This window comes from Rhizobium sp. SVR5-9E, assembly GCF_056755095.1.
The window spans coordinates 1-17,504 of record NZ_JBNDHS010000017.1; the positions used below are offsets into that span (position 1 = coordinate 1).

Here is a 17,504-nt window from a genome sequence, read left to right on the forward strand (position 1 = left end):
ACCACGGATTCTGCAGGTCGATCAACGAAAACAGCGGCGCGCCGGGCGAGAAGTTCTCCCCAAGTTCGGCTATACGCGTGGTGACCTGGCCGGAAATCGGCGCGCGGATCGTCAGTTCCGCAATGTCGACCTCTTGTTGGTTGAGGGAAGAGCGTGCCTGCTCGACCTGTGTCGCGGCAAGCGCCTTTTCCTCCTTGCTGGCTCCGGCGACGGCGAGTTCGAGATTGGCCTCGGCTGACTCGCGCTTGCGGATCGCGGCTTCGAGGTTGCGGGTCGTTTCGTCCACGCGCGATTGCGTCGAGGCGCCGGTGGTGATCAGCTTTGCCTGACGATCGAAATCCTCTTGATACAACGTAACGTCGGCCGCGGCCGCTGCCAGTTCCGCCTTCCGCGCGGCAATGGTTTCCGGCCGGGTGCTATTGACCCGAACAAGATCCGCTTCCGCCACGGCCAGGGCCGCCTTGGCCATATGCAGGCCCGCGACAAGCTGCGGGCTTTCCAGCTCCGCAATGGTCGCGCCGCTTTCAACATTGTCGCCGACGTCAGCGTTGAGCTTCACGATTCTACCGGAGACGCGCGGGCTGATATCCACCCGATTGGCCGAAACTTCGCCCTGGACGATCAACGGAGGTGGTCTCGTTGCGAACCAGAGAAGCGCACCTAGCCCGATGAGAACCGCCAAACCAGACAAGACACGAGCCAATCGCCACATTCATCCGCTCTCCCAACTCACGGCCAAATGTATCCGTCAAAATCCCAACCGCTCTGGAATCGTCGGCGCCGAAAAGCCTAGCAGACGACGCTTGCAAATGCACCAACTCCTTCCAGTCAGGGAGCACTCTGCCGAGAGCCGGCCAGTGACATCGATGTGGCGTCGCTCGAAACGTAGGGATCGATGTCCAAGAGGGCAATCCGATCGCCGCGTTCATTTCCAGAACCGTTTTGTATCGATAACGTCGCCCAGCGCAGCCTGAGCGGAGCCGATCAGGCTTGCCTTGTTCTCGTGCGAGATGACGCTCTCATGCGCCGGATGATCCCACAGTCCATGCTTGCGTAGCACTTCCGGACCGGTGGCGAGGTCATTCAGGGCGCCGAGATGATCCTGCAGATCCTCCATTGCGGAAATGAAACGCTTGTGCCGTCGCTGCCCGCGTTTGTCGTCGAAAAGCGAACCGAAGAACTCGGCCGCGTAGCGCAGCTTCTTCGCGTCCTTCCTAACCTCGTGGCGATGTTCGTCGTCAATCTCCGCCAGCGCCTTGCCATGCTTCTTGAGCTTTTTCCGCATGCGGTCGAACGCCGAGCACGCGAAGTCGTCTGCGGACATCTCGCGAACCTCGGCCGTCTGCGCGTCGGTGAGGTAGTCTCCACAGTGGAGCCACTCGTTGAAGTCCAGCACCAGGGCGCGCGCCCGAGCGGACTCCAGTGCTTCGACGGCGTCGTCGTAGGCAACCTCCCGAGCCTCGTGGAGGCGCCGGCGCATGTCGACGTCATTCGCCTTCGGAAGGAGCACATCAACATTGCGAGCCTCGCCGAGGACACCGGCTAACCACCGAAGCTCGTCCTTGAGCCGTTGCGGTTCTGGTCCCGGAAGCATCGGCTTGTAGAGCGAGAACGCGGACCGAAGCCTCCGAAGCGCCACGCGAGCCTGATGCAGCGCCTCGGCGTTGCGATGCCGCAGGAGGGTGTCTTCGTTCAGGCGAAATTGCCGGAAGCACGATGTCGCTACCGTCTGGAAGGACGTGGCAGTTCGCATGTTCCGCTGCAGATGAAGCCGTTCTGCCTTGCGGGCCGACAAGCATAAAGCCTCGCTCCGCCTTCGACTGGACGCCGAAGCGGATAGGGGCGATAGCCTCCAGCTTGCGCGTGAATACGAATAGCTGGGCGGGATCGCCGTCCTTCAGTTCGAGTTCCATTTCTCGGACGGGCGTCCTGCGGTCGCCGGACATGACGTCGCCTCGATCGAGCACGATCTCGATCTTCGAACCTGCCTCATTGACATTCCAGATACGGCGTTCGATCTCGACCTGGAACTTAATTTCGACCGCGAGGCCGTTGCCGAACTCACTTTCAAGAGGGGTCGAATGATCGAGGACCGGCCTGTCCTGTTCAAGCGGCGTCTCCCATTCCGACCGCGCGAAGAGCGATGCGCTCTCTCCGCTTGCCTTCACCGTCTGAACACGAACGTCTCCTGTCTGTCGGACGCGGAGAGTGAAGCCGCGCTCGAAGAGCTGTCGGTCCGCCGTGTCGAAATACGTCGACTTTTGCCGCAGGACCTGCTGCGGCGCGCCCAACAGGTCGGAACCAAGAAGGGTTTCCATCGCTTGAGGCGTGACGTCGAGCTTGATTTCGATTTCTGACGGCAACGGTACCCCTCCATGTCTTGTAGCCGGACAACGCGTAGAACCGATAGTTGGTTCGGGTTCATCAAAGCGTGATGAAGGCTGGATAAAGCGGAGAGCCCAAACCCGCAGCAAGGACAGAAATGGCACACGACGGATCGCAGCCTCAGTCCGAACGGCAAGTCGACGCGCGCGAAATCGAGCAGGCCGGAGCGATCTGTTGTCGCCGAGACAAGAAGGGACGGTTGCATATCCTTCTCGTCGGCAGCCGGCGTAACGGCCGGTGGGGCGTTCCCAAGGGACACCTTGACCCCGGCGAAGCGACCGCCGCCGCGGCCGCGCGGGAAGCCTTCGAGGAAGCCGGCGCGTCCGGCGCTGTTGATAAGGCAGTCTTCGGTTCGTTCACCTATCGGAAGGAAGGCAGTTCGCATCTCTACCGGGTCTCGGTTCACCTGCTGGAGGTCGCCTCCGTAGCCAACAGCTATCCCGAGAAGTCGGTCCGGAAAAGCTGTTGGTTTCCGGCCAAGGTAGCGGCCGCAGAATCCTCGCAGCCGGGGCTGAGAACGCTGTTGCAAAAGCTGTTGTGATTGATCGCGTGTTCGGTTCTGATTTCTCGACGAGGGCCCGGCGCATGCCATCGATACCGCTGGCTCGCGCTCGAAGCGGCTCATTGACGCCGCGCCAGTTGTTCGAAAACTTCCTCCGGTGCAGCCTTCGACTGGTTGCAGATTCATCCGACTGACGGCGGCGGAAAAATCATCATAGCACACCGCCTACGCCTCGGGTTCCGAATGGATCCAAGGCTGTGCTGGCAACTTGCAAATTCGTTCCCGCAGACGCGGTAGGGAGAAATCCAGGAAGGCGCGCAGCTTAAGCGGCACCTTGCGTTGGCTTGGGTAGATCAGACTGGCTGGGAGGAGGGGAGATTCATACTCTTCCAGCAACGTCACCAGCAGGCCCGCCTTTAGAAACTGACTTGCCAGGTAAGACGGCATCCGCGCAACTCCAGCCCCAGCCACCGCGGCGCTGGCGGCGGCCTCGACCGAATTCTCGAGAAGCCGATAGGGGATCGGGACAATTTCGAGTGTCTCTTTCGAACCAAATTCCCAGTTTGACCCGCCTGTCCCCGGTATGATCGCACGGTCATAGGCCACACAGTTATGCGAGCCGAGATCGGAGGGTTTTTTCGGCACACCGCGGATTTTCAGATAAGCAGGGCTGGCACAGAGCATCCGGCGGAAATATCCCAGACGTAGAGCAATCATGCTGCTGTCGGCTAGTTCGCCGACACGGAGCGCAATATCCACATCCTCCTCCATCAGGTCCACCCTCCGATCGTTCAGCAGAACGCGCACGCGAATATCCGGGTAGGCCTCCAGAAATTCCTGAACGACGGGCATGACGTGAACGCGCCCCATGATTTGTGAGACGCTGATCGTCAGTTCCCCCCGCGGTGTCACGTACTCTCCGGCGGCACCGCGTTCGGCTTCTGCGATATCATCCAGAATCCGCCGGCATGATGCGATGTAGCTCCGGCCTGAATCAGTCAGTGTCAGCTTGCGGCTGCCGCGCAGCAGCAACCGGGTTTTCAGGTGCTCCTCCAGCTCGGAAACTCGTCTGCTGACCGTCGTCAAAGGAAGGCCAAGCTGTCGACCGGCGGCAGAGAGGCTCCCCGCGTCTACAGCAGCAAGCAGAATGGTCATGGCATCGAGACGGTCCATAGCCTTTCACCCGGTGAAAGGATGTCTCCCAAGTTTACCGTCTGATCGCCCAGACTGGAACCGTCTATGTTCCTCGCGTCGCGGCCGAATGTCCGACATCCCAACGCTGCTCTAAAGGGAGACAATGCAATGATCATGCTCATTCAGACGTTTGCCGCCGTCGGGACCGTGCTAGCCACGAGTACCTTCGCCCATGCCGCGATCCACAGCGCGAGGGACATCCGCGGCACTTCACCCTACGTCGCGATTGGCAGTGGGCCTGCCCATAATCTGATCTGGGATTCTTCGCCTCCCCGTTTCCCGAGGCGCTGGCCGGAGCCGCCCTCTGAGCTCGGTACCGCGTAGAGGAAAGCGCATTGCCGTGCTCAGCCTCGCCTCCGGGTACCCCTCAAGGGCCGGGCGTTCCGCTTTATGCAACAGGCAGTCAGAAACATGCAAACCAGAGGAGAATACAAATGACCATGCTCATCAAGACGCTCGCAGCCGTCGCCGCTGGCACGTTGTTCGCCACAGGCGCCCTCGCTCAGACCGCAAGGGAAATCCGCGGCGCTTCACCGTATGTAGCCGTCGAGAACGAACCCGCACCCAAGCTGATTGTGGATCCACCGCTTCCGGAGGGGCTGGCCCTGGGCGTCTTCTGGGCCCAATACCGAGTGGAGAACCTGCGCATCGTGCCTGTCTTCGGGACCGGCGCCGTCCAGGCATCTCCCCGTATCGGGCACCTGCACATCATTGTCGACGACCTGCCCTGGTGGTGGGCCGACGCGAGTGACAACAACACCGTCGACATCGCCGGGTTTCCACCCGGCCCGCACAAGGTGAAGATCGCCTTGGTGGACGCTAACCACGACCTCATTCCCGGTCAGGCGGTGACGGTGCCGTTCACGATACCCGCCTCGGCGAAATTGTCCCACGAGCATCACGCCACAAAGTGACGCGCGATCCCTGCAAAAGGCAAGAGCACGCCGGAGCAGGACATTGAATTCTCAAGCTGGGCGCGACTGGTATCTCATCCGCGCGCAGCCTCGCGGTTGCGCGACCTGAGCGGGAACGCCAGCCCCGCCTCCTCAGGCGGCCACTTGAAGGGCCTTAACACCGCAACTTGGAGTCATCTCATGCTCGATTGGAAGAAAAAGATCCAGGACGTCAATTTCCGCCTCAAGCAACTGGCGGCAAGGACGCCGGATACGCTCAAGGGCGCCGCCCTCCTGGCAGGTGCGGGCGCAAAGACCGGCCACCTCGATGCCAAAATGCGCGAACTGATCGCCTTGGCAGTCGCGGTGACGACCCGCTGCGACGGCTGCATTGCCTTTCATTCGGCGGAAGCCGTCAAACTCGGCGTCAGCGACGAGGAGATTGCCGAAGCGCTGGGCGTCGCCATCAACCTCAATGCCGGTGCGGCCATGGTCTACAGCAGCCATGTGCTCGACGCCGTCAGCAACCTCAAATCCTAACCCCAGCAAAGGAAAGAGCATGCTAAACGGAAAGACAGCGCTTATCACCGGCGGCACCTCGGGCATTGGTCTAGCGACCGCCAAACTCCTACACAAGAACGGCGCTCGCCTTGCGATCACCGGCCGCGATCGGGCGGCGCTCGAGCGGGCGCGGGAGACGATCGGGCAGGATGTCCTGCTACTGCAGACAGACGTGCTTTCCCGCGACGCTTTGCAAAATATGGCGATCGACGTTCGGGAGGCATTCGGCGCTCTCGACATCTTCTTCGCGAACGCCGGCGTCGCCTATGTTACGCCGTTGTCCACCACCGACGAGGCTCAGTACGACCGCCTCATGGACACGAACTTAAAGTCGGTGTTCTTTTCCATTCAAGCGGCGGAGCCGATCATGAGGGAGGGTGGCTCGATCATCCTGAACACAGGCTGGCTCAATCAGGTTGGTGTGCCTGGTCGAGCGATGCTCTCAGCATCGAAGGCGGCCGTGCGTTCCCTCGCTCGCACGTTGTCGGCGGAATTGCTAGGCAGGCGCATCCGCGTCAACGCTGTCAGTCCGGGCCTTATAGAGACGCCCATTCTTCGCGGCGTAGGCCAATCGGAGCATCCTGGACAGACCGAAGCGGAATTCCGTGACTACCTCTCCGGGGCAAGCAGCCTGATTCCGATCGGTCGGCTTGGACAGCCCGAAGAAATCGCCGCCGCCGTGCTGTTCCTTGCCAGCGACGCATCCAGCTACATGCTCGGATCCGAATTGGTCGTTGACGGTGGGTTCGGTGAACTCTGAACGCGAAGCGCGCACCATGCCGAGCGCCACAACTCTTTGACGATGGCTTGTCGCAGCCGGGGGCTTTGCCCCGGCTTTTTTAACAAGTTCCGGCCAGCGACCCCACTGACGCCCAGTTTGATCGATTGGGGCAACGTTGACCGGTCGTCTCGACACAGCCAATTTCAATAACCCGCATTCCGTGCCGAGAGCGTCCACGCGGCGGCAGCCGCGATGCGCACGACGCCACTGTTGCCATCGCGAAAGCTCGCAATGACATCCGATGCTCTGTGCGACGCCGAGAGCATAGTCTGGCTGTGATCGGCAAGCGCCCGTCCGAGAGGCGTAGGCTGCAGTGGACGGTGTCCCATGTCAGCTTCGAGCGGCCGCCGACGCGGTGCTTTCACGGACAACGAGCTCTACAGGCAAAATGGTCTCTACAGGAATCGTTGCGTTGTCATCCGAGTTCAGAAGCTGCAGCAAGACATCCGCGGCGGCCTTTCCTGCGCCATATTGCTGGATGCGGACTGTAGTGAGCTTCGGCTGAATAAGATTCAGAAACGGCATGTCATTGAAGCCGGTAATCGAAATCTGCTCCGGACAGGCGATATTTCGCTCCCTCAGTGCCTCAATGGCGCCCAATGCCAATCGGTCGTTAGCGCAGAGAACGGCCGTAAAGGGTTTGGCAGAGGCCAGCAATGTCGAAAGGCACCGTGCTCCTTCGGCCTCGTCGAACCGCGACGCAACGACGACCAGTTCATCTGCGACGTTAACATTCATATCCTCTGCTGCCCTGCGGAACGCCACCAAGCGGAGCTGGCCCGTCGACAAACCTTGCGGGCCAGCAATGTGGGCAATGTGCCTATGACCGAGGCTCCGCAGATGTCGTAACATCTGACAAATTCCAGAATCCTCGTCGTTGACGACCGAAGGAATGGGTGACCCGTCCACCTTTCTATTCAAGGTCACAACGGGTAATCCGTCCTGAGCCGCCCTGGCGATGGCCGGATCGTTACGCAGTACCGCGGCATGGATTATCCCATCGACGCCGCGGTCACGTAGCACGTCGATAAGACGTTCCTCCCGTTCCACATCGCTGTCCGTGTTGACGATAATGGACGCGTAACCCAGCGGCTCAAGCACACTTTCAATTCCGCGAAGAATTGGTGGAAAGATCACGTTGGTAATATCGGGAATTATCACACCGACCGTCATCGTTCTATTCGTCCGAAGCCCCGCAGCGACTCGATTGGGTCGGTATCCAAGTGTATGCGCTGCCGCCTGGATGCGATTGGCGACTTCCTCTGTTAGATGTCTCCGCTCCACAGGGTCCAGAGCACGAGAAACCGTGGAGACATGAACGCCTGTCTCTCGAGCTATGTCCTTCAATGTAATTCGTTTTTTCAACATGCTCGTTCCCTCTCCCTAAACCATTTTAAAGCCTGTGCCGAAATAAGCAATCGATTGCACGAAATTGTTGACGGCTTCTAGATGGGCATGCTAGGGATTACGCAATCGATTGCGTGAAAATGCGCACGTTCCTGGTGTGGAGGCACCGGGTAAGGATTTGCCCCTACCGTTGGCAAATTTTTTTGTCTCTTTCTGCAATCGATTGCGGATCAGGTTTCAGAGAATGGAGGAGCATCGATGAAACTCTCAGTCCCTTTTGCAGTAACGGCTGCCCTTGCGTTTAGCGTGGCGATGGCGCAGGCAGAAAACATCAAGATCGGCGCATCACTGCCGATCACAGGCGGCCTAGCCGTCAGCGGCGAAAAACATAAACGCGGATATGAACTCTGCACGAAACTGATCAACGACGCCGGGGGCATCCTCGGCCGACATGTCGATCTTATCGTCAGCGACAATCGTTCGGATCCTGCAACCGCAATCAATCAGTACGAGCGTTTCATCAACGTCGACAAGGTCGACGCCGTATACGGGACGTTTTCGAGCCGTCTAACTTATCCGGTCGCAAGTATCCTGTCCAAGTACAACATGGTTCATGCCGTGCCCTCTGGCGGGGCCTTGCGCATCTACGAGCAGGGCTACAAGAACCTCTTCTATTTTCAGGTCGGGGCAGCCGAATATACCGGCAAAGATGTGGTCAATGTTATCAAGGACCTAATCCCAGCAGGACAGGGGCCCAAGTCAGCTGCCATTGTCCATGCTGATGACTTCTTCGCAAATGCGATCGCCTCCGGCCTACTTGGCGAAAAGGTGATCGATGCGGCAACGAACAAGCAGATCGCCGACCTTGCGCCTGGATATCTCAAAGAGGCCGGCATTGACGTCGTCATGCAAGAGAAGTGGCCAGACGATGGCTTCAACGACTGGCTGAACCTTGCGAATTCAATCAAGCGTTCCGGCGCCGAGCTGATCATCGGTCTGACAGCGTCCGAGGAAGAGGCTGTCCAGCTCACGCGTGCACTCAAGACGGTAGGTGCGAAGCCGAAGTTCGTCTATCTCAGCCAGGGCGCCCAGTATGAGTTCATCGAGGGTGTCGGCGCGAGCGCGGCCGAAGGCGTCATGGTTCACGCCAACTGGCACAAGGATGCACCCTTCGAAAGCACGTTGGCCGGCAAGCCGTTCACGAATGCCGACTTCGTCAAGGCCTTCAACGCCGCATATGGCGTCGATCCCGATGAAGACAGCGCCATTCCGTTTGCCGTCTGCCAGGGCATCGAACAGGCAATTGCCGGGTCCGGTTCGACCGACAATGCGAAGATGGGCGAATGGCTTCACGAGCGCACCAAGGACAACCCCGTGCGCACGGTGCTTGGCCGCTTCTCTTGGGACGACCGCGGCCTTGCCAAGGACAAATCGTACATCATGACGCAGTGGCAGAGCGGCGAGTTGAAGTTCGTCTATCCCAAGGATGAGTTTCAAGGCGTTTCGCCGTTGAGCTATCCCAAAGCAGGTTTCTGACGAGACCCTTCGCGGGTGGCTGGAAAGCCTCCCCGCGATCCCAAGCCAGCAGACGACAAGGAGGCCGGGCGATGCTCGAGGTCAGAAATCTTTGCAAGCATTATGGAGGGTTGCGAGCCGTGGACGGCGCCTCCTTCGCGGTTGAAAGAGGGTCTATCACTGCACTGATCGGACCGAACGGGGCAGGCAAGACCACCGCTTTCAACTGCATCAGCCGCACGGTCACCCCGACCTCCGGTGAAGTCTGGCTGGACGGCGAGCGTATCGATCACCTGTTTCCGCACAAGATAACGGCCAAGGGCCTCAGCCGCACCTTTCAGATCTCGCGCAATCTATCGGACATGACCGTAATCGAAAACGTCATCGTCCAGTCGAAAGTCGATGGTCTGCGTGGCCTTTTCCGTCCGGCCATGAGCCGGGAGGAGAAGGATAAGGCACTGTCGATCCTCGATTTTCTGGGAATCACGCGTATTGCCTACGAGGATGGACACAATCTGTCTTATGGACAGAAGAAACTGATGGATCTTGCAGCACTCCTGATGTCCGATCCGAAAATCGTCCTGCTCGACGAGCCGGCGGGCGGCGTCAATCCATCGCTAATGGAAGAAATCGTCGACCGCATCCGCGCGCTCAACGAAAAAGGGCTCACCGTTCTCATCGTCGAACACAACATGGACCTGATCATGCGGCTATCCCACAAGGTGGTCGTTATGGCGCAAGGCCGGGTTATATGTTCGGGTACCCCGGATATCGTCCGCAAGGACGCACAGGTGCTCGACGCCTATCTCGGTGGTGTGCTGGAAGAGGAGGCGGCTTGATGGGCGAACTTCTCCAGGTCACCAATATCACCGCAGGCTACGGAGATGGTCCTGCCATCCTCGATGGCGCGCATCTTACGGTCGAGCCAGGCAAGGTTCATTGCATCATCGGCCCGAACGGCGCCGGAAAATCGACGCTACTGAAGTCGATCTGCGGCATGCTCACTATCCGCAAGGGTGACGTGATCTTCAAGGGCAAAAGGCTGAACGGGATGCGCCCGGACCAGATCCTGCGCGAAGGCATCTGCTTCGTGCCTCAGGAGCGGGCGCTCTTCCCGAAGATGACTGTGCGCGAAAACCTGCGGATGGGCGGCTTCATCCTCGATGATCAGAAAGAGCTTCACCGCCGCGTCGACGAAATCCTCGAGCGTTTTCCAATGCTCAAGGAAAAGGCTGATCAGTTCGCCGGTACGATGTCCGGCGGGCAACAGCAGACGCTGGCAATGGCGCGCACGCTGATCATCAAGCCCAGCATCGTCATGCTGGATGAACCCTCGCTCGGTCTTGCGCCAAAGGTCATCCAGGAGATGTTCGACATCATGAAGATGATGTCGTCGGAAGGCATCACAGTACTGCTCGTGGAACAAAACGCCTTGATGGGACTGAAGAATTCCGACTGGGGCGTCGTGCTTGACCTCGGGCAAACCCTCTTCGAAGGGCCGGCCTCGGAAATCCTTGCCGATCCTCGCATCCAGGAACTCTACCTTGGCGGTAAGAAAGCCGCCTGAAGGAGAACAACATGGCCGAATTCATCCAGATATTGGTTCTCGGACTAGCGCTCGGCGGCGTCATCGCTCTCATGGGGTCCGGACTGTCGCTGGTCTTTGGCGTCATGCGGATCGTAAACCTCGCTCATCCGGCGCTGATCATTGGCGGCGCATATATCGCCTATTGGGCTTTCAAACTGCTGGGCCTCGATCCGATCCTCATGCTGCCGGTCGCTTCGATCGTGATGGCGGTAGTCGGTGTCGTGCTTTACAAGCTCCTCTTCGAGCGCGAGGCCAAGAGCGCAAAGTACTCCGAGATGACGGTGCTTCTCACTTTTGCGCTGGCAACGATGGTGGAGGGGCTCCTCGGTGGTCTCTTCAGCAACACACAGCGCGTCACTTCTCCGGCGTACGCGACCGACGCGATCTTTATCGGCGACCTCTTCATTCCGACGGGCCAGCTCTATGCCGGTATCGTCTCAATGCTAATCATCGGTGCTCTGACGCTGTTTCTCAAATATTCACGGCTGGGATACGCCATCCGTGCGACGACACAGAACCGCGAAGCCGCTGAACTGCTCGGCGTCAACGTTAATGCGATCAGCATCCTTGCCTTCGGCATTGGCATTGGGCTTGCAGGTGCCGCCGGCTCGCTTGTCAGTTTCGTGTTCAGCTTCTTCCCGGCCAAGCATTGGGAATGGATGGCGATGCTGATGTCTGTCGTGGTTCTCGGTGGCATGGGCAGCATCCTCGGCACCGTCGTCGCAGCCCTCGGTCTGTCCGTCATTGCAGCCTTCGTCGGCACCTGGATTGGCGCGACCTGGTCGACAATGACCTTCTTCCTCGCTCTTTTCATCATCCTGCTCGTCCGGCCACAGGGTCTGTTCGGCGAAAAATCGGAGATGGCATAATGACCGTCACTTTTCCCCACTCCAGCACCAGCACCGTGCTCGAAGCCAGGCGTGCGCACAACGAGAAGCTGGCACTCAAAGCCGATCAGACCCGCGCGATCTGGTTCCCGCTCGTGCTTTTGGCAGCACTGGTCGCACTACCGCTGCTGCAGTTTGCTGGCAACTTTAACTATCTCCTTCATCTCGTGCTTTTCGCCGCGTCTTTGCTGCGATGGCATCGGGTTGGAACATTCTGGGCGGTTTTGCGGGTTACATTTCGCTCGGCCATAGCGTCTTCTTCGGAATCGGCGGCTACGTCGCGGGAATGCTCCTTGCGCGCTACGGCGTCTCGACGATTGTGACGGCCCCTCTTGCCGGGCTCGTCGCAGCCGCGGTGGGGTACCTCGTTGGGCTCATTACCCTGAGAGTACGTGGGCCGAGCTTCATTATCTCCTCGATCGCTCTTCTGATGATTGCGCGGATCCTGTTCGACAACTGGGCATTCATCGGCGGCACGAATGGCCTGACGCTTCCGGCCAACAGCCTGTCGGCGCAGTGGACGAAATTGCCGTACTATTATGCGTTCATCGCAATTGCGGCCTTCACGGTCTGGGCAAGCTACAGGATAAAGCACTCCAAGTTCGGCCTCGGTCTGCGTGCCATCTCAAAGGATGAGGTCAAGGCTGAAAGTGCCGGGATCAACACCCGCCTTTATAAAGTGCTCGCCTTCGCGTTGTCGGCATTCTTCGTGGGCATGGCCGGTGCGGTGTGGGGCGAATACCTGACGTATTTGCGTCCCAATATCTTTCTCATCATCGGCATCTCGGCGAACCTCGTCCTGATGTGCATTCTCGGAGGAAAGGGCACGATCGCGGGGCCGGTCATCGGGGCGGTCGCCATTGTCGTGCTGAACGAGCTCTTCGTGGCGACGATGGGCGCCTCTGAACTCAACATCCTGGGAACCGGTCTCATCATGGCACTCGGGCTTGTCTTCTTTCCCCTTGGCCTCGTGGGAACTCTTGCCAAGAAAGGCAAGCTTCCCCGGATCCTGAACTGGGACTGACCGTAGCAATACGACCGACCGCTCACCGTTCGAAATGAACTTGCCAAGGCAGCAGGAGGAGAAAGCCATGTCTGAATACGTACTGTACAACGCACCGCAATCGACCTGCAGTCAGCGCGTTCGCTATACGCTTCACACCAAGGGGAAGGCCTTCGAGGAGCACAGGCTCGACCTGTTCAAGGGCGACCAGCTGAAGCCCGAGTATCTTGCGATCAACCCGAACGGCGTCGTCCCGACGCTTGTCCACAACGGCACGCCGGTCGTTGATTCCGCCGTCATCATGGAGTACCTCGAAGACACGCTTGGCGACGTGGCGCCGTTGCGGCCGCGCGCGCCTTTGGATCTCGCACGCATGCGGGCGATGATGCGCTTCATCGATGAAGTGCCGACGCCGGCCGTTCGCGTACCTTCGTACAATTTGGCCTTCCTGCCGCATTACCAGGCAATGACGGAAGGGGAATTCCTCGCCGTCTGCGAAAGCAAGCCCCTGCGTCGCGAGTTTCTCCTGAAGATGGGGAGGACCGGCTTCCCCCAGTCGGAGATGGACGAAGCAATCGGCCGGCTCAAGCGAGGGATCGACCGCATGGCCCATTGGCTGCGCGAAGGCGGCGGCCCCTGGCTGCTCGGTGCCGATCTGACATTGGTTGACATCGCCATCATGCCGGTCATCGTCCGTATGGGCGATATCAACCTCGGTCATCTCTGGGCCGATTCACCTCAGATCGATCTTTGGCTGCGCAACATCAAGGCGAGCGATGCTTTCTCGCAGACTTACTATCACGGGTCTCTATTGACCGAAAAATACCCACACCTGCAATCCCTGAAACGGACGGCGCATGCCGCCGCATGAGCGGCCGTGCCGGCACACAGGAGGAGACGACAATGCAACACGTAACCATCGAACCCAAGCTGATTGCGACAATCGCGGACGTCAAGCCCACGGTCCTGGCCGCCATGGCGAAGACGACCAATCCACGCCTCAAGGCGATCATGGACGCCTTGATCAACCATCTTCATCAGTTCATCGTCGAGACCCGCCCGACCGAAGAGGAATTCGAGTATGGCCTGCGCTGGATCGCAGCGCTCGGCCATCATACGCACGAGACCAACAACGAGGTCGTGCTGGCCGCCGACGTTCTCGGCGCGTCCACCCTGATCGACCTCATCAACAATGACGGCATGCAGGGCGAGACGATGTCGGCGCTCCTCGGCCCGTTCTATCGTGGTCACGCCCCGGAATGTTCGGATGGCGAATGCATCGCGCGCTCGGAGACGCCGGGACCAGCGCTGTTCTTCTCCGGTCGGGTGATCGGCGTCGATGGAGCGCCTGTTGCGGGCGCAAAACTCGACATTTGGCAGGCCTCGCCTGTCGGCCTTTACGAAAACCAGGACAGCGAGCAGGACGATTTCAATCTACGTGGCCTCTTCCATACCGACGAGACGGGCAGTTTCCGCTTCAAGTCGGTCAAGCCCGCTGGCTACCCTGTTCCAACGGATGGTCCGGTCGGCGTTTTGCTCCATGCGCAGAAGCGTCATCCGATGCGGCCGGCGCACATACACTTCATCGTGTCGGCGCCCGGTCACAAGACGCTGATAACCCAAATCTTTTCCGATAAGCAGGAAGCCCTTGTGACCGATGTCGTGTTCGGTGCGAAGGCGCAGATTGTCGGCGATTTCGTCGAGCATCGCGAGCCGCATCCGGAATATCCGGGCGAGCAGCTCCCATTCTATACCTGCGACTACACTTTCAAGCTGCTCGAAGGCGAGCCGACTTATCCCATCCCGCCCATCTCCGGAACAAAGGCATGACAATGAGCGAGATTGTTCAGTCTGACACCCTTAAGGGCCAGGTCGCGATCGTTGTCGGCGGATCCGGCGGCATCGGCAGCGAGACATGCCGCCTGCTTGCCCAAGCGGGTGCGGCCGTCGTGGTCGGCTATCGATCCGGGGAGGAGAAGGCAAGGGCGATCGCGGAGGCGTTGCCGGGAAGCGGCCATATCGCACTTCCCGTTTCGATCGAGGATACCTCGTCGATCGGCACTTTCTGCACCGCCGTGCTCTCGGCCTGCGGACGCGCCGATATTCTCGTGAACGCGGCGGGCGTCACGAAGCCTGTAGCACACGCTGATCTCGAGGCGCTCACCGACGAGCTCATCGACCAGGTCTTCGTCAACAATTGGCGGGGCGTCTTTGCGACCATTCGCGCCTTTGCGCCGGCGCTGGCAAAGAGCGGCCACGGCCTTATCGTCAATGTCTCCTCGATTGCCGCTTTCACCGGCATCGGATCGAATATCGCCTATTGCGGGGCAAAGGCGGGCCTCGATATCATGACGAATTCGCTCGCCCGGGCCCTGGCTCCGGCGATCCGGGTGATGGCTGTTTCTCCCGGCGTCGTCGATACCGAGTTTGTTCCCGGTCGCGGCCAGGAGTTCAAGGATAAGGCGGCCGCCGCCACGCCGTTGAAGCGCATTACGACGCCGACCGACGTGGCCGAAGCCGTTCTTGCCTGTGCGACCCATCTCAAATTCTCGACGGGCACTCGTATCGTCATCGACGGGGGGAGGCATCTCTGATGCAGCAGAACGTCATCATCACCTGCGCGATTACCGGCAATCTCACGACGCGCGAAAACCATCCCGGTCTGCCGGTCACGCCCGAAGAAATCGCCAATTCCTGTCTGGAGGCGGCGGATGCAGGCGCAGCTGTCGTGCATATCCATGTCCGCCATCCGGAGACCGGAAAACCGTCGATGGAGATCGCGCATTACCGCGAGGTCATCGAACGGATCCGGGCGAAGAACGACGCAGTCATCCTCAACGTCACCACCGGGCCGGGCGGCCGTTACCATCCAAGCGATGAAAACCCGGCGGTAGCCGGGCCGCGAACCACGTTGATGCGGCCCGAGCATCGCGTTGAGCATATCGTCGCGCTGAAGCCCGACATCGCCACGCTTGATCTGAATACAATGACTTTTGGCGCCGAAGTGGTGATCAACACCCCCGGTAACGTGAAGATCATGGCCGAAATCATCGAAAGCGCCGGCGCGAAATCGGAACTGGAAGTTTTCGACACCGGCGACATCCAGCTCGCCCACGACCTGCTCAAAGCCGGCGTGCTGAAATCGCCCGCGATGTTCACAATCGTCACCGGGGTCAAGTATGGCCTCCCGTCGACCACCGATGCGATGGCGACGGCAGCGCGCATGCTGCCGCAGGATGCAGTCTGGACAGGGTTTGGTGTCGGGCGGATGTCGTTTCCGATGGTGGCACAGGCGTACCTGCTCGGCGGACACGTGCGTGTCGGCCTGGAAGACACTTCATACATCGCCAAGGGCGTCCTTGCGAAGGGCAACGGCGAACTCGTCGAGCGCGCTCGCGACATCATCGAAAAGATGGGCGGCCGCATCGCAAGCCCGTCGCAAGCCCGCGAGATTCTCAACCTGAAGCCCTGAAATCCCGATGGCCGACCCGGTCTCAGAAAGGACAATACCATGAATATCCAGATCGACGCCAAGTTGGGCAAGGCGCTGCGCGTCACAACGCCGTCGCCGGATCTCGACAACCTGCAGATCGAGGTTTCCGATGTAAGCGTGCCGCGACCCGGACCCGGGCAGGTGCTGGTCGAGATCGTAGCAGCCGGCGTTAATCCAAGCGATGTCAAGGCCTCGCTCGGACATATGCCGCACGCCATCTGGCCACGCACGCCCGGGCGCGATTTCGGCGGCATCGTGCGCGAAGGACCAAGACACATGATCGGCTGGGAGATCTGGGGCGGTGGCGGCGAGCTCGGCATCAGCCAGGACGGCAGCCATGCCAAATGGATGGTCCTCGATGAGAAGGCAGTGCGCCAGAAGCCCGGCAATTTCACAATGGAAGAGGCCGGCTCCATCGGCGTTCCCTTTATCACGGCTTATGAAGGACTGCGCGAAGCCGGCGGTGTGCAGCCAACCGATGTGGTGCTCGTCTGCGGTGGCAACGGAAAGGTGGGGCAGGCGGCAATCCAGCTTGCGACGATGACCGGCGCCAAGGTCTTCGCAGTCGAATATGACGGCCAACCGTTGTTAGGCCATACGAACGGCCCGGTCGAAATGCTGGATAGCAGCAAGGACGATGTGGCGGCCATCGTTCGCGAGCAGACGGGCGGCCATGGTGCTGACATCGTCTTCAATACCGTTGGCAGCCCGTATTTCGAATTGGCCAACAAGGCCATGGCGAAGCAGGCGCGGCAAATCTTTATCTCGACCTTCGATCGCGCCGTGCCGTTTGATATCTTCAACTTCTTCCGCGGTCGCCACAAATACATCGGCATCGATACGCTCGCACTGTCGTCGGTCGACGGAGCACGGATCTTCGACCGGCTGAAAGCGAAGTTCGAGGAAGGCCTGCTCAAGCCCTTTCCGATCAATTCCGCCACCTGCTACGGGCTCAATGATGCAGCCAAGGCATATGCATCCGTTCTGCGTGGAACGCCGGACCGCATATTGTTGAAGCCGTGAGGACCAAACATGCAAGTAACGCGGTACAACGAAGCTCGACCGTACGAGGCGGCCGAGCACTATGACATGCAATGCCTGCGCCTTCAGGGAAAGGAGGCAACGAACACCGACACGATTTGGATTGGTCTGTCGCACCTGCTTCCTAGTGCGCGAACCTCCTTGAAGGATGCGAACGTTGAAAAAATCTACGTGGTGATTTCGGGCGAAGTGACGGTTGAGACATCGACCGAGTCGGTAACGTTAAGACAGCTGGATAGTTGTAGACTAGCACCGGGCGAAGCGCGGGCGCTATTCAACCGGTCTGGTGCATCAGCGATCATTCTCCTAGCGAT

19 protein-coding genes and 2 pseudogenes are annotated in these 17,504 nt (G+C 59.6%); 15 read left to right on the forward strand and 6 right to left on the reverse strand.

Annotation, left to right across the window (positions count from 1 at the left end; translation table 11 throughout):
* From ACPYOJ_RS10880 to ACPYOJ_RS10890, 3 genes and pseudogenes are all read right to left on the reverse strand, one after another.
* The coding region (locus ACPYOJ_RS10880) for an HlyD family secretion protein (RefSeq protein WP_481416264.1) at positions 1–712 on the reverse strand (712 nt) is incomplete at its 3' end.
* Between the two features lie 213 nt (positions 713–925).
* A complete protein-coding gene (locus tag ACPYOJ_RS10885) occupies positions 926–1,753 on the reverse strand; it encodes a CHAD domain-containing protein (protein ID WP_481416265.1) in 828 nt (275 codons plus the stop codon).
* 109 nt (positions 1,754–1,862) lie between these two features.
* Positions 1,863–2,318: pseudogene (locus tag ACPYOJ_RS10890) on the reverse strand (CYTH domain-containing protein); the annotation flags it as partial.
* A gap of 164 nt (positions 2,319–2,482) precedes the next feature.
* Between ACPYOJ_RS10890 and ACPYOJ_RS10895 the strand changes: the two are divergent.
* Entirely contained in the window at positions 2,483–2,926 is a 444-nt protein-coding gene (locus tag ACPYOJ_RS10895; protein WP_481416266.1) for an NUDIX hydrolase, read from the forward strand.
* Between the two features lie 186 nt (positions 2,927–3,112).
* On the opposite strand, the gene ACPYOJ_RS10900 is transcribed toward ACPYOJ_RS10895, so the two are convergent.
* Positions 3,113–4,060 carry a LysR family transcriptional regulator gene (locus ACPYOJ_RS10900; protein ID WP_481416267.1) on the reverse strand — a complete coding sequence of 316 codons (948 nt, stop codon included), beginning with the start codon at positions 4,058–4,060 and terminating at the stop codon, positions 3,113–3,115.
* A 129-nt stretch (positions 4,061–4,189) separates the two neighbouring features.
* Between ACPYOJ_RS10900 and ACPYOJ_RS10905 the strand changes: the two genes are divergently transcribed.
* From ACPYOJ_RS10905 to ACPYOJ_RS10920, 4 genes are all read left to right on the forward strand, one after another.
* Entirely contained in the window at positions 4,190–4,405 is a 216-nt protein-coding gene (locus ACPYOJ_RS10905) for a hypothetical protein (protein WP_481416268.1), read from the forward strand.
* Positions 4,406–4,515: 110 nt separating this feature from the next.
* Positions 4,516–4,995 (forward strand): DUF6130 family protein, encoded by a 480-nt coding sequence (locus ACPYOJ_RS10910; protein WP_481416269.1) that lies wholly within the window; start codon positions 4,516–4,518, stop codon positions 4,993–4,995.
* 180 nt (positions 4,996–5,175) lie between these two features.
* Positions 5,176–5,514 (forward strand): carboxymuconolactone decarboxylase family protein, encoded by a 339-nt coding sequence (locus ACPYOJ_RS10915; protein WP_481416270.1) that lies wholly within the window; start codon positions 5,176–5,178, stop codon positions 5,512–5,514.
* Positions 5,515–5,533: 19 nt separating this feature from the next.
* On the forward strand, positions 5,534–6,295 hold the full coding sequence (locus tag ACPYOJ_RS10920; RefSeq protein WP_481416271.1) for an SDR family oxidoreductase: 762 nt from the start codon (positions 5,534–5,536) through the stop codon (positions 6,293–6,295).
* A 212-nt stretch (positions 6,296–6,507) separates the two neighbouring features.
* Here the strand turns inward: ACPYOJ_RS10920 and ACPYOJ_RS10925 are convergent.
* Both ACPYOJ_RS10925 and ACPYOJ_RS10930 read right to left on the reverse strand, forming a co-directional pair.
* Positions 6,508–6,642 (reverse strand): annotated as a pseudogene (locus ACPYOJ_RS10925) (LysR family transcriptional regulator); the annotation flags it as partial.
* A gap of 4 nt (positions 6,643–6,646) precedes the next feature.
* Positions 6,647–7,684 (reverse strand): LacI family DNA-binding transcriptional regulator, encoded by a 1,038-nt coding sequence (locus tag ACPYOJ_RS10930; RefSeq protein ID WP_481416272.1) that lies wholly within the window; start codon positions 7,682–7,684, stop codon positions 6,647–6,649.
* Between the two features lie 237 nt (positions 7,685–7,921).
* On the opposite strand from ACPYOJ_RS10930, the gene ACPYOJ_RS10935 reads away from it, so the two are divergent.
* From ACPYOJ_RS10935 to ACPYOJ_RS10980, 10 genes are all read left to right on the forward strand, one after another.
* Positions 7,922–9,199: an amino acid ABC transporter substrate-binding protein gene (locus ACPYOJ_RS10935; protein ID WP_481416273.1), complete on the forward strand. Its 1,278-nt coding sequence runs from the start codon at positions 7,922–7,924 to the stop codon at positions 9,197–9,199.
* Positions 9,200–9,270: 71 nt separating this feature from the next.
* A complete protein-coding gene (locus ACPYOJ_RS10940) occupies positions 9,271–10,017 on the forward strand; it encodes an ABC transporter ATP-binding protein (RefSeq protein ID WP_481416274.1) in 747 nt (248 codons plus the stop codon).
* On the forward strand, positions 10,017–10,745 hold the full coding sequence (locus tag ACPYOJ_RS10945; protein ID WP_481416275.1) for an ABC transporter ATP-binding protein: 729 nt from the start codon (positions 10,017–10,019) through the stop codon (positions 10,743–10,745). Before ACPYOJ_RS10940 ends, ACPYOJ_RS10945 begins: the two co-directional genes overlap by 1 nt.
* Positions 10,746–10,756: 11 nt before the next feature.
* On the forward strand, positions 10,757–11,635 hold the full coding sequence (locus tag ACPYOJ_RS10950; RefSeq protein ID WP_481416276.1) for a branched-chain amino acid ABC transporter permease: 879 nt from the start codon (positions 10,757–10,759) through the stop codon (positions 11,633–11,635).
* Between the two features lie 211 nt (positions 11,636–11,846).
* Positions 11,847–12,677, forward strand: a complete 831-nt coding sequence (locus ACPYOJ_RS10955) for a branched-chain amino acid ABC transporter permease (protein ID WP_481416277.1) — start codon at positions 11,847–11,849, stop codon at positions 12,675–12,677.
* A 67-nt stretch (positions 12,678–12,744) separates the two neighbouring features.
* Complete coding sequence (locus ACPYOJ_RS10960) at positions 12,745–13,527, forward strand: glutathione S-transferase family protein (protein ID WP_481416278.1); 783 nt, start codon at positions 12,745–12,747, stop codon at positions 13,525–13,527.
* A 32-nt stretch (positions 13,528–13,559) separates the two neighbouring features.
* Positions 13,560–14,486 carry a dioxygenase family protein gene (locus ACPYOJ_RS10965; RefSeq protein WP_481416279.1) on the forward strand — a complete coding sequence of 309 codons (927 nt, stop codon included), beginning with the start codon at positions 13,560–13,562 and terminating at the stop codon, positions 14,484–14,486.
* 2 nt (positions 14,487–14,488) lie between these two features.
* Positions 14,489–15,250, forward strand: a complete 762-nt coding sequence (locus tag ACPYOJ_RS10970; protein WP_481416280.1) for an SDR family NAD(P)-dependent oxidoreductase — start codon at positions 14,489–14,491, stop codon at positions 15,248–15,250.
* Positions 15,250–16,128 carry a beta-keto acid cleavage family enzyme gene (locus ACPYOJ_RS10975; RefSeq protein ID WP_481416281.1) on the forward strand — a complete coding sequence of 293 codons (879 nt, stop codon included), beginning with the start codon at positions 15,250–15,252 and terminating at the stop codon, positions 16,126–16,128. Before ACPYOJ_RS10970 ends, ACPYOJ_RS10975 begins: the two co-directional genes overlap by 1 nt.
* A gap of 39 nt (positions 16,129–16,167) precedes the next feature.
* Positions 16,168–17,172: a quinone oxidoreductase family protein gene (locus tag ACPYOJ_RS10980; RefSeq protein WP_481416282.1), complete on the forward strand. Its 1,005-nt coding sequence runs from the start codon at positions 16,168–16,170 to the stop codon at positions 17,170–17,172.
* The last annotated feature ends 332 nt before the right edge of the window (positions 17,173–17,504 follow it).

Coding starts and splice junctions, on each gene's coding strand:
- ACPYOJ_RS10955 (WP_481416277.1), top strand. CDS start 11,847: ATGGCATCGGGTTGGAACATTCTGGGCGGTTTTGCGGGTTACATTTCG.
- ACPYOJ_RS10935 (WP_481416273.1), top strand. CDS start 7,922: ATGAAACTCTCAGTCCCTTTTGCAGTAACGGCTGCCCTTGCGTTTAGC.
- ACPYOJ_RS10960 (WP_481416278.1), top strand. CDS start 12,745: ATGTCTGAATACGTACTGTACAACGCACCGCAATCGACCTGCAGTCAG.
- ACPYOJ_RS10905 (WP_481416268.1), top strand. CDS start 4,190: ATGATCATGCTCATTCAGACGTTTGCCGCCGTCGGGACCGTGCTAGCC.
- ACPYOJ_RS10950 (WP_481416276.1), top strand. CDS start 10,757: ATGGCCGAATTCATCCAGATATTGGTTCTCGGACTAGCGCTCGGCGGC.
- ACPYOJ_RS10920 (WP_481416271.1), top strand. CDS start 5,534: ATGCTAAACGGAAAGACAGCGCTTATCACCGGCGGCACCTCGGGCATT.
- ACPYOJ_RS10970 (WP_481416280.1), top strand. CDS start 14,489: ATGAGCGAGATTGTTCAGTCTGACACCCTTAAGGGCCAGGTCGCGATC.
- ACPYOJ_RS10940 (WP_481416274.1), top strand. CDS start 9,271: ATGCTCGAGGTCAGAAATCTTTGCAAGCATTATGGAGGGTTGCGAGCC.
- ACPYOJ_RS10900 (WP_481416267.1), bottom strand. CDS start 4,060: ATGGACCGTCTCGATGCCATGACCATTCTGCTTGCTGCTGTAGACGCG.
- ACPYOJ_RS10910 (WP_481416269.1), top strand. CDS start 4,516: ATGACCATGCTCATCAAGACGCTCGCAGCCGTCGCCGCTGGCACGTTG.
- ACPYOJ_RS10915 (WP_481416270.1), top strand. CDS start 5,176: ATGCTCGATTGGAAGAAAAAGATCCAGGACGTCAATTTCCGCCTCAAG.
- ACPYOJ_RS10980 (WP_481416282.1), top strand. CDS start 16,168: ATGAATATCCAGATCGACGCCAAGTTGGGCAAGGCGCTGCGCGTCACA.
- ACPYOJ_RS10885 (WP_481416265.1), bottom strand. CDS start 1,753: ATGCGAACTGCCACGTCCTTCCAGACGGTAGCGACATCGTGCTTCCGG.
- ACPYOJ_RS10930 (WP_481416272.1), bottom strand. CDS start 7,684: ATGTTGAAAAAACGAATTACATTGAAGGACATAGCTCGAGAGACAGGC.
- ACPYOJ_RS10965 (WP_481416279.1), top strand. CDS start 13,560: ATGCAACACGTAACCATCGAACCCAAGCTGATTGCGACAATCGCGGAC.
- ACPYOJ_RS10975 (WP_481416281.1), top strand. CDS start 15,250: ATGCAGCAGAACGTCATCATCACCTGCGCGATTACCGGCAATCTCACG.
- ACPYOJ_RS10895 (WP_481416266.1), top strand. CDS start 2,483: ATGGCACACGACGGATCGCAGCCTCAGTCCGAACGGCAAGTCGACGCG.
- ACPYOJ_RS10945 (WP_481416275.1), top strand. CDS start 10,017: ATGGGCGAACTTCTCCAGGTCACCAATATCACCGCAGGCTACGGAGAT.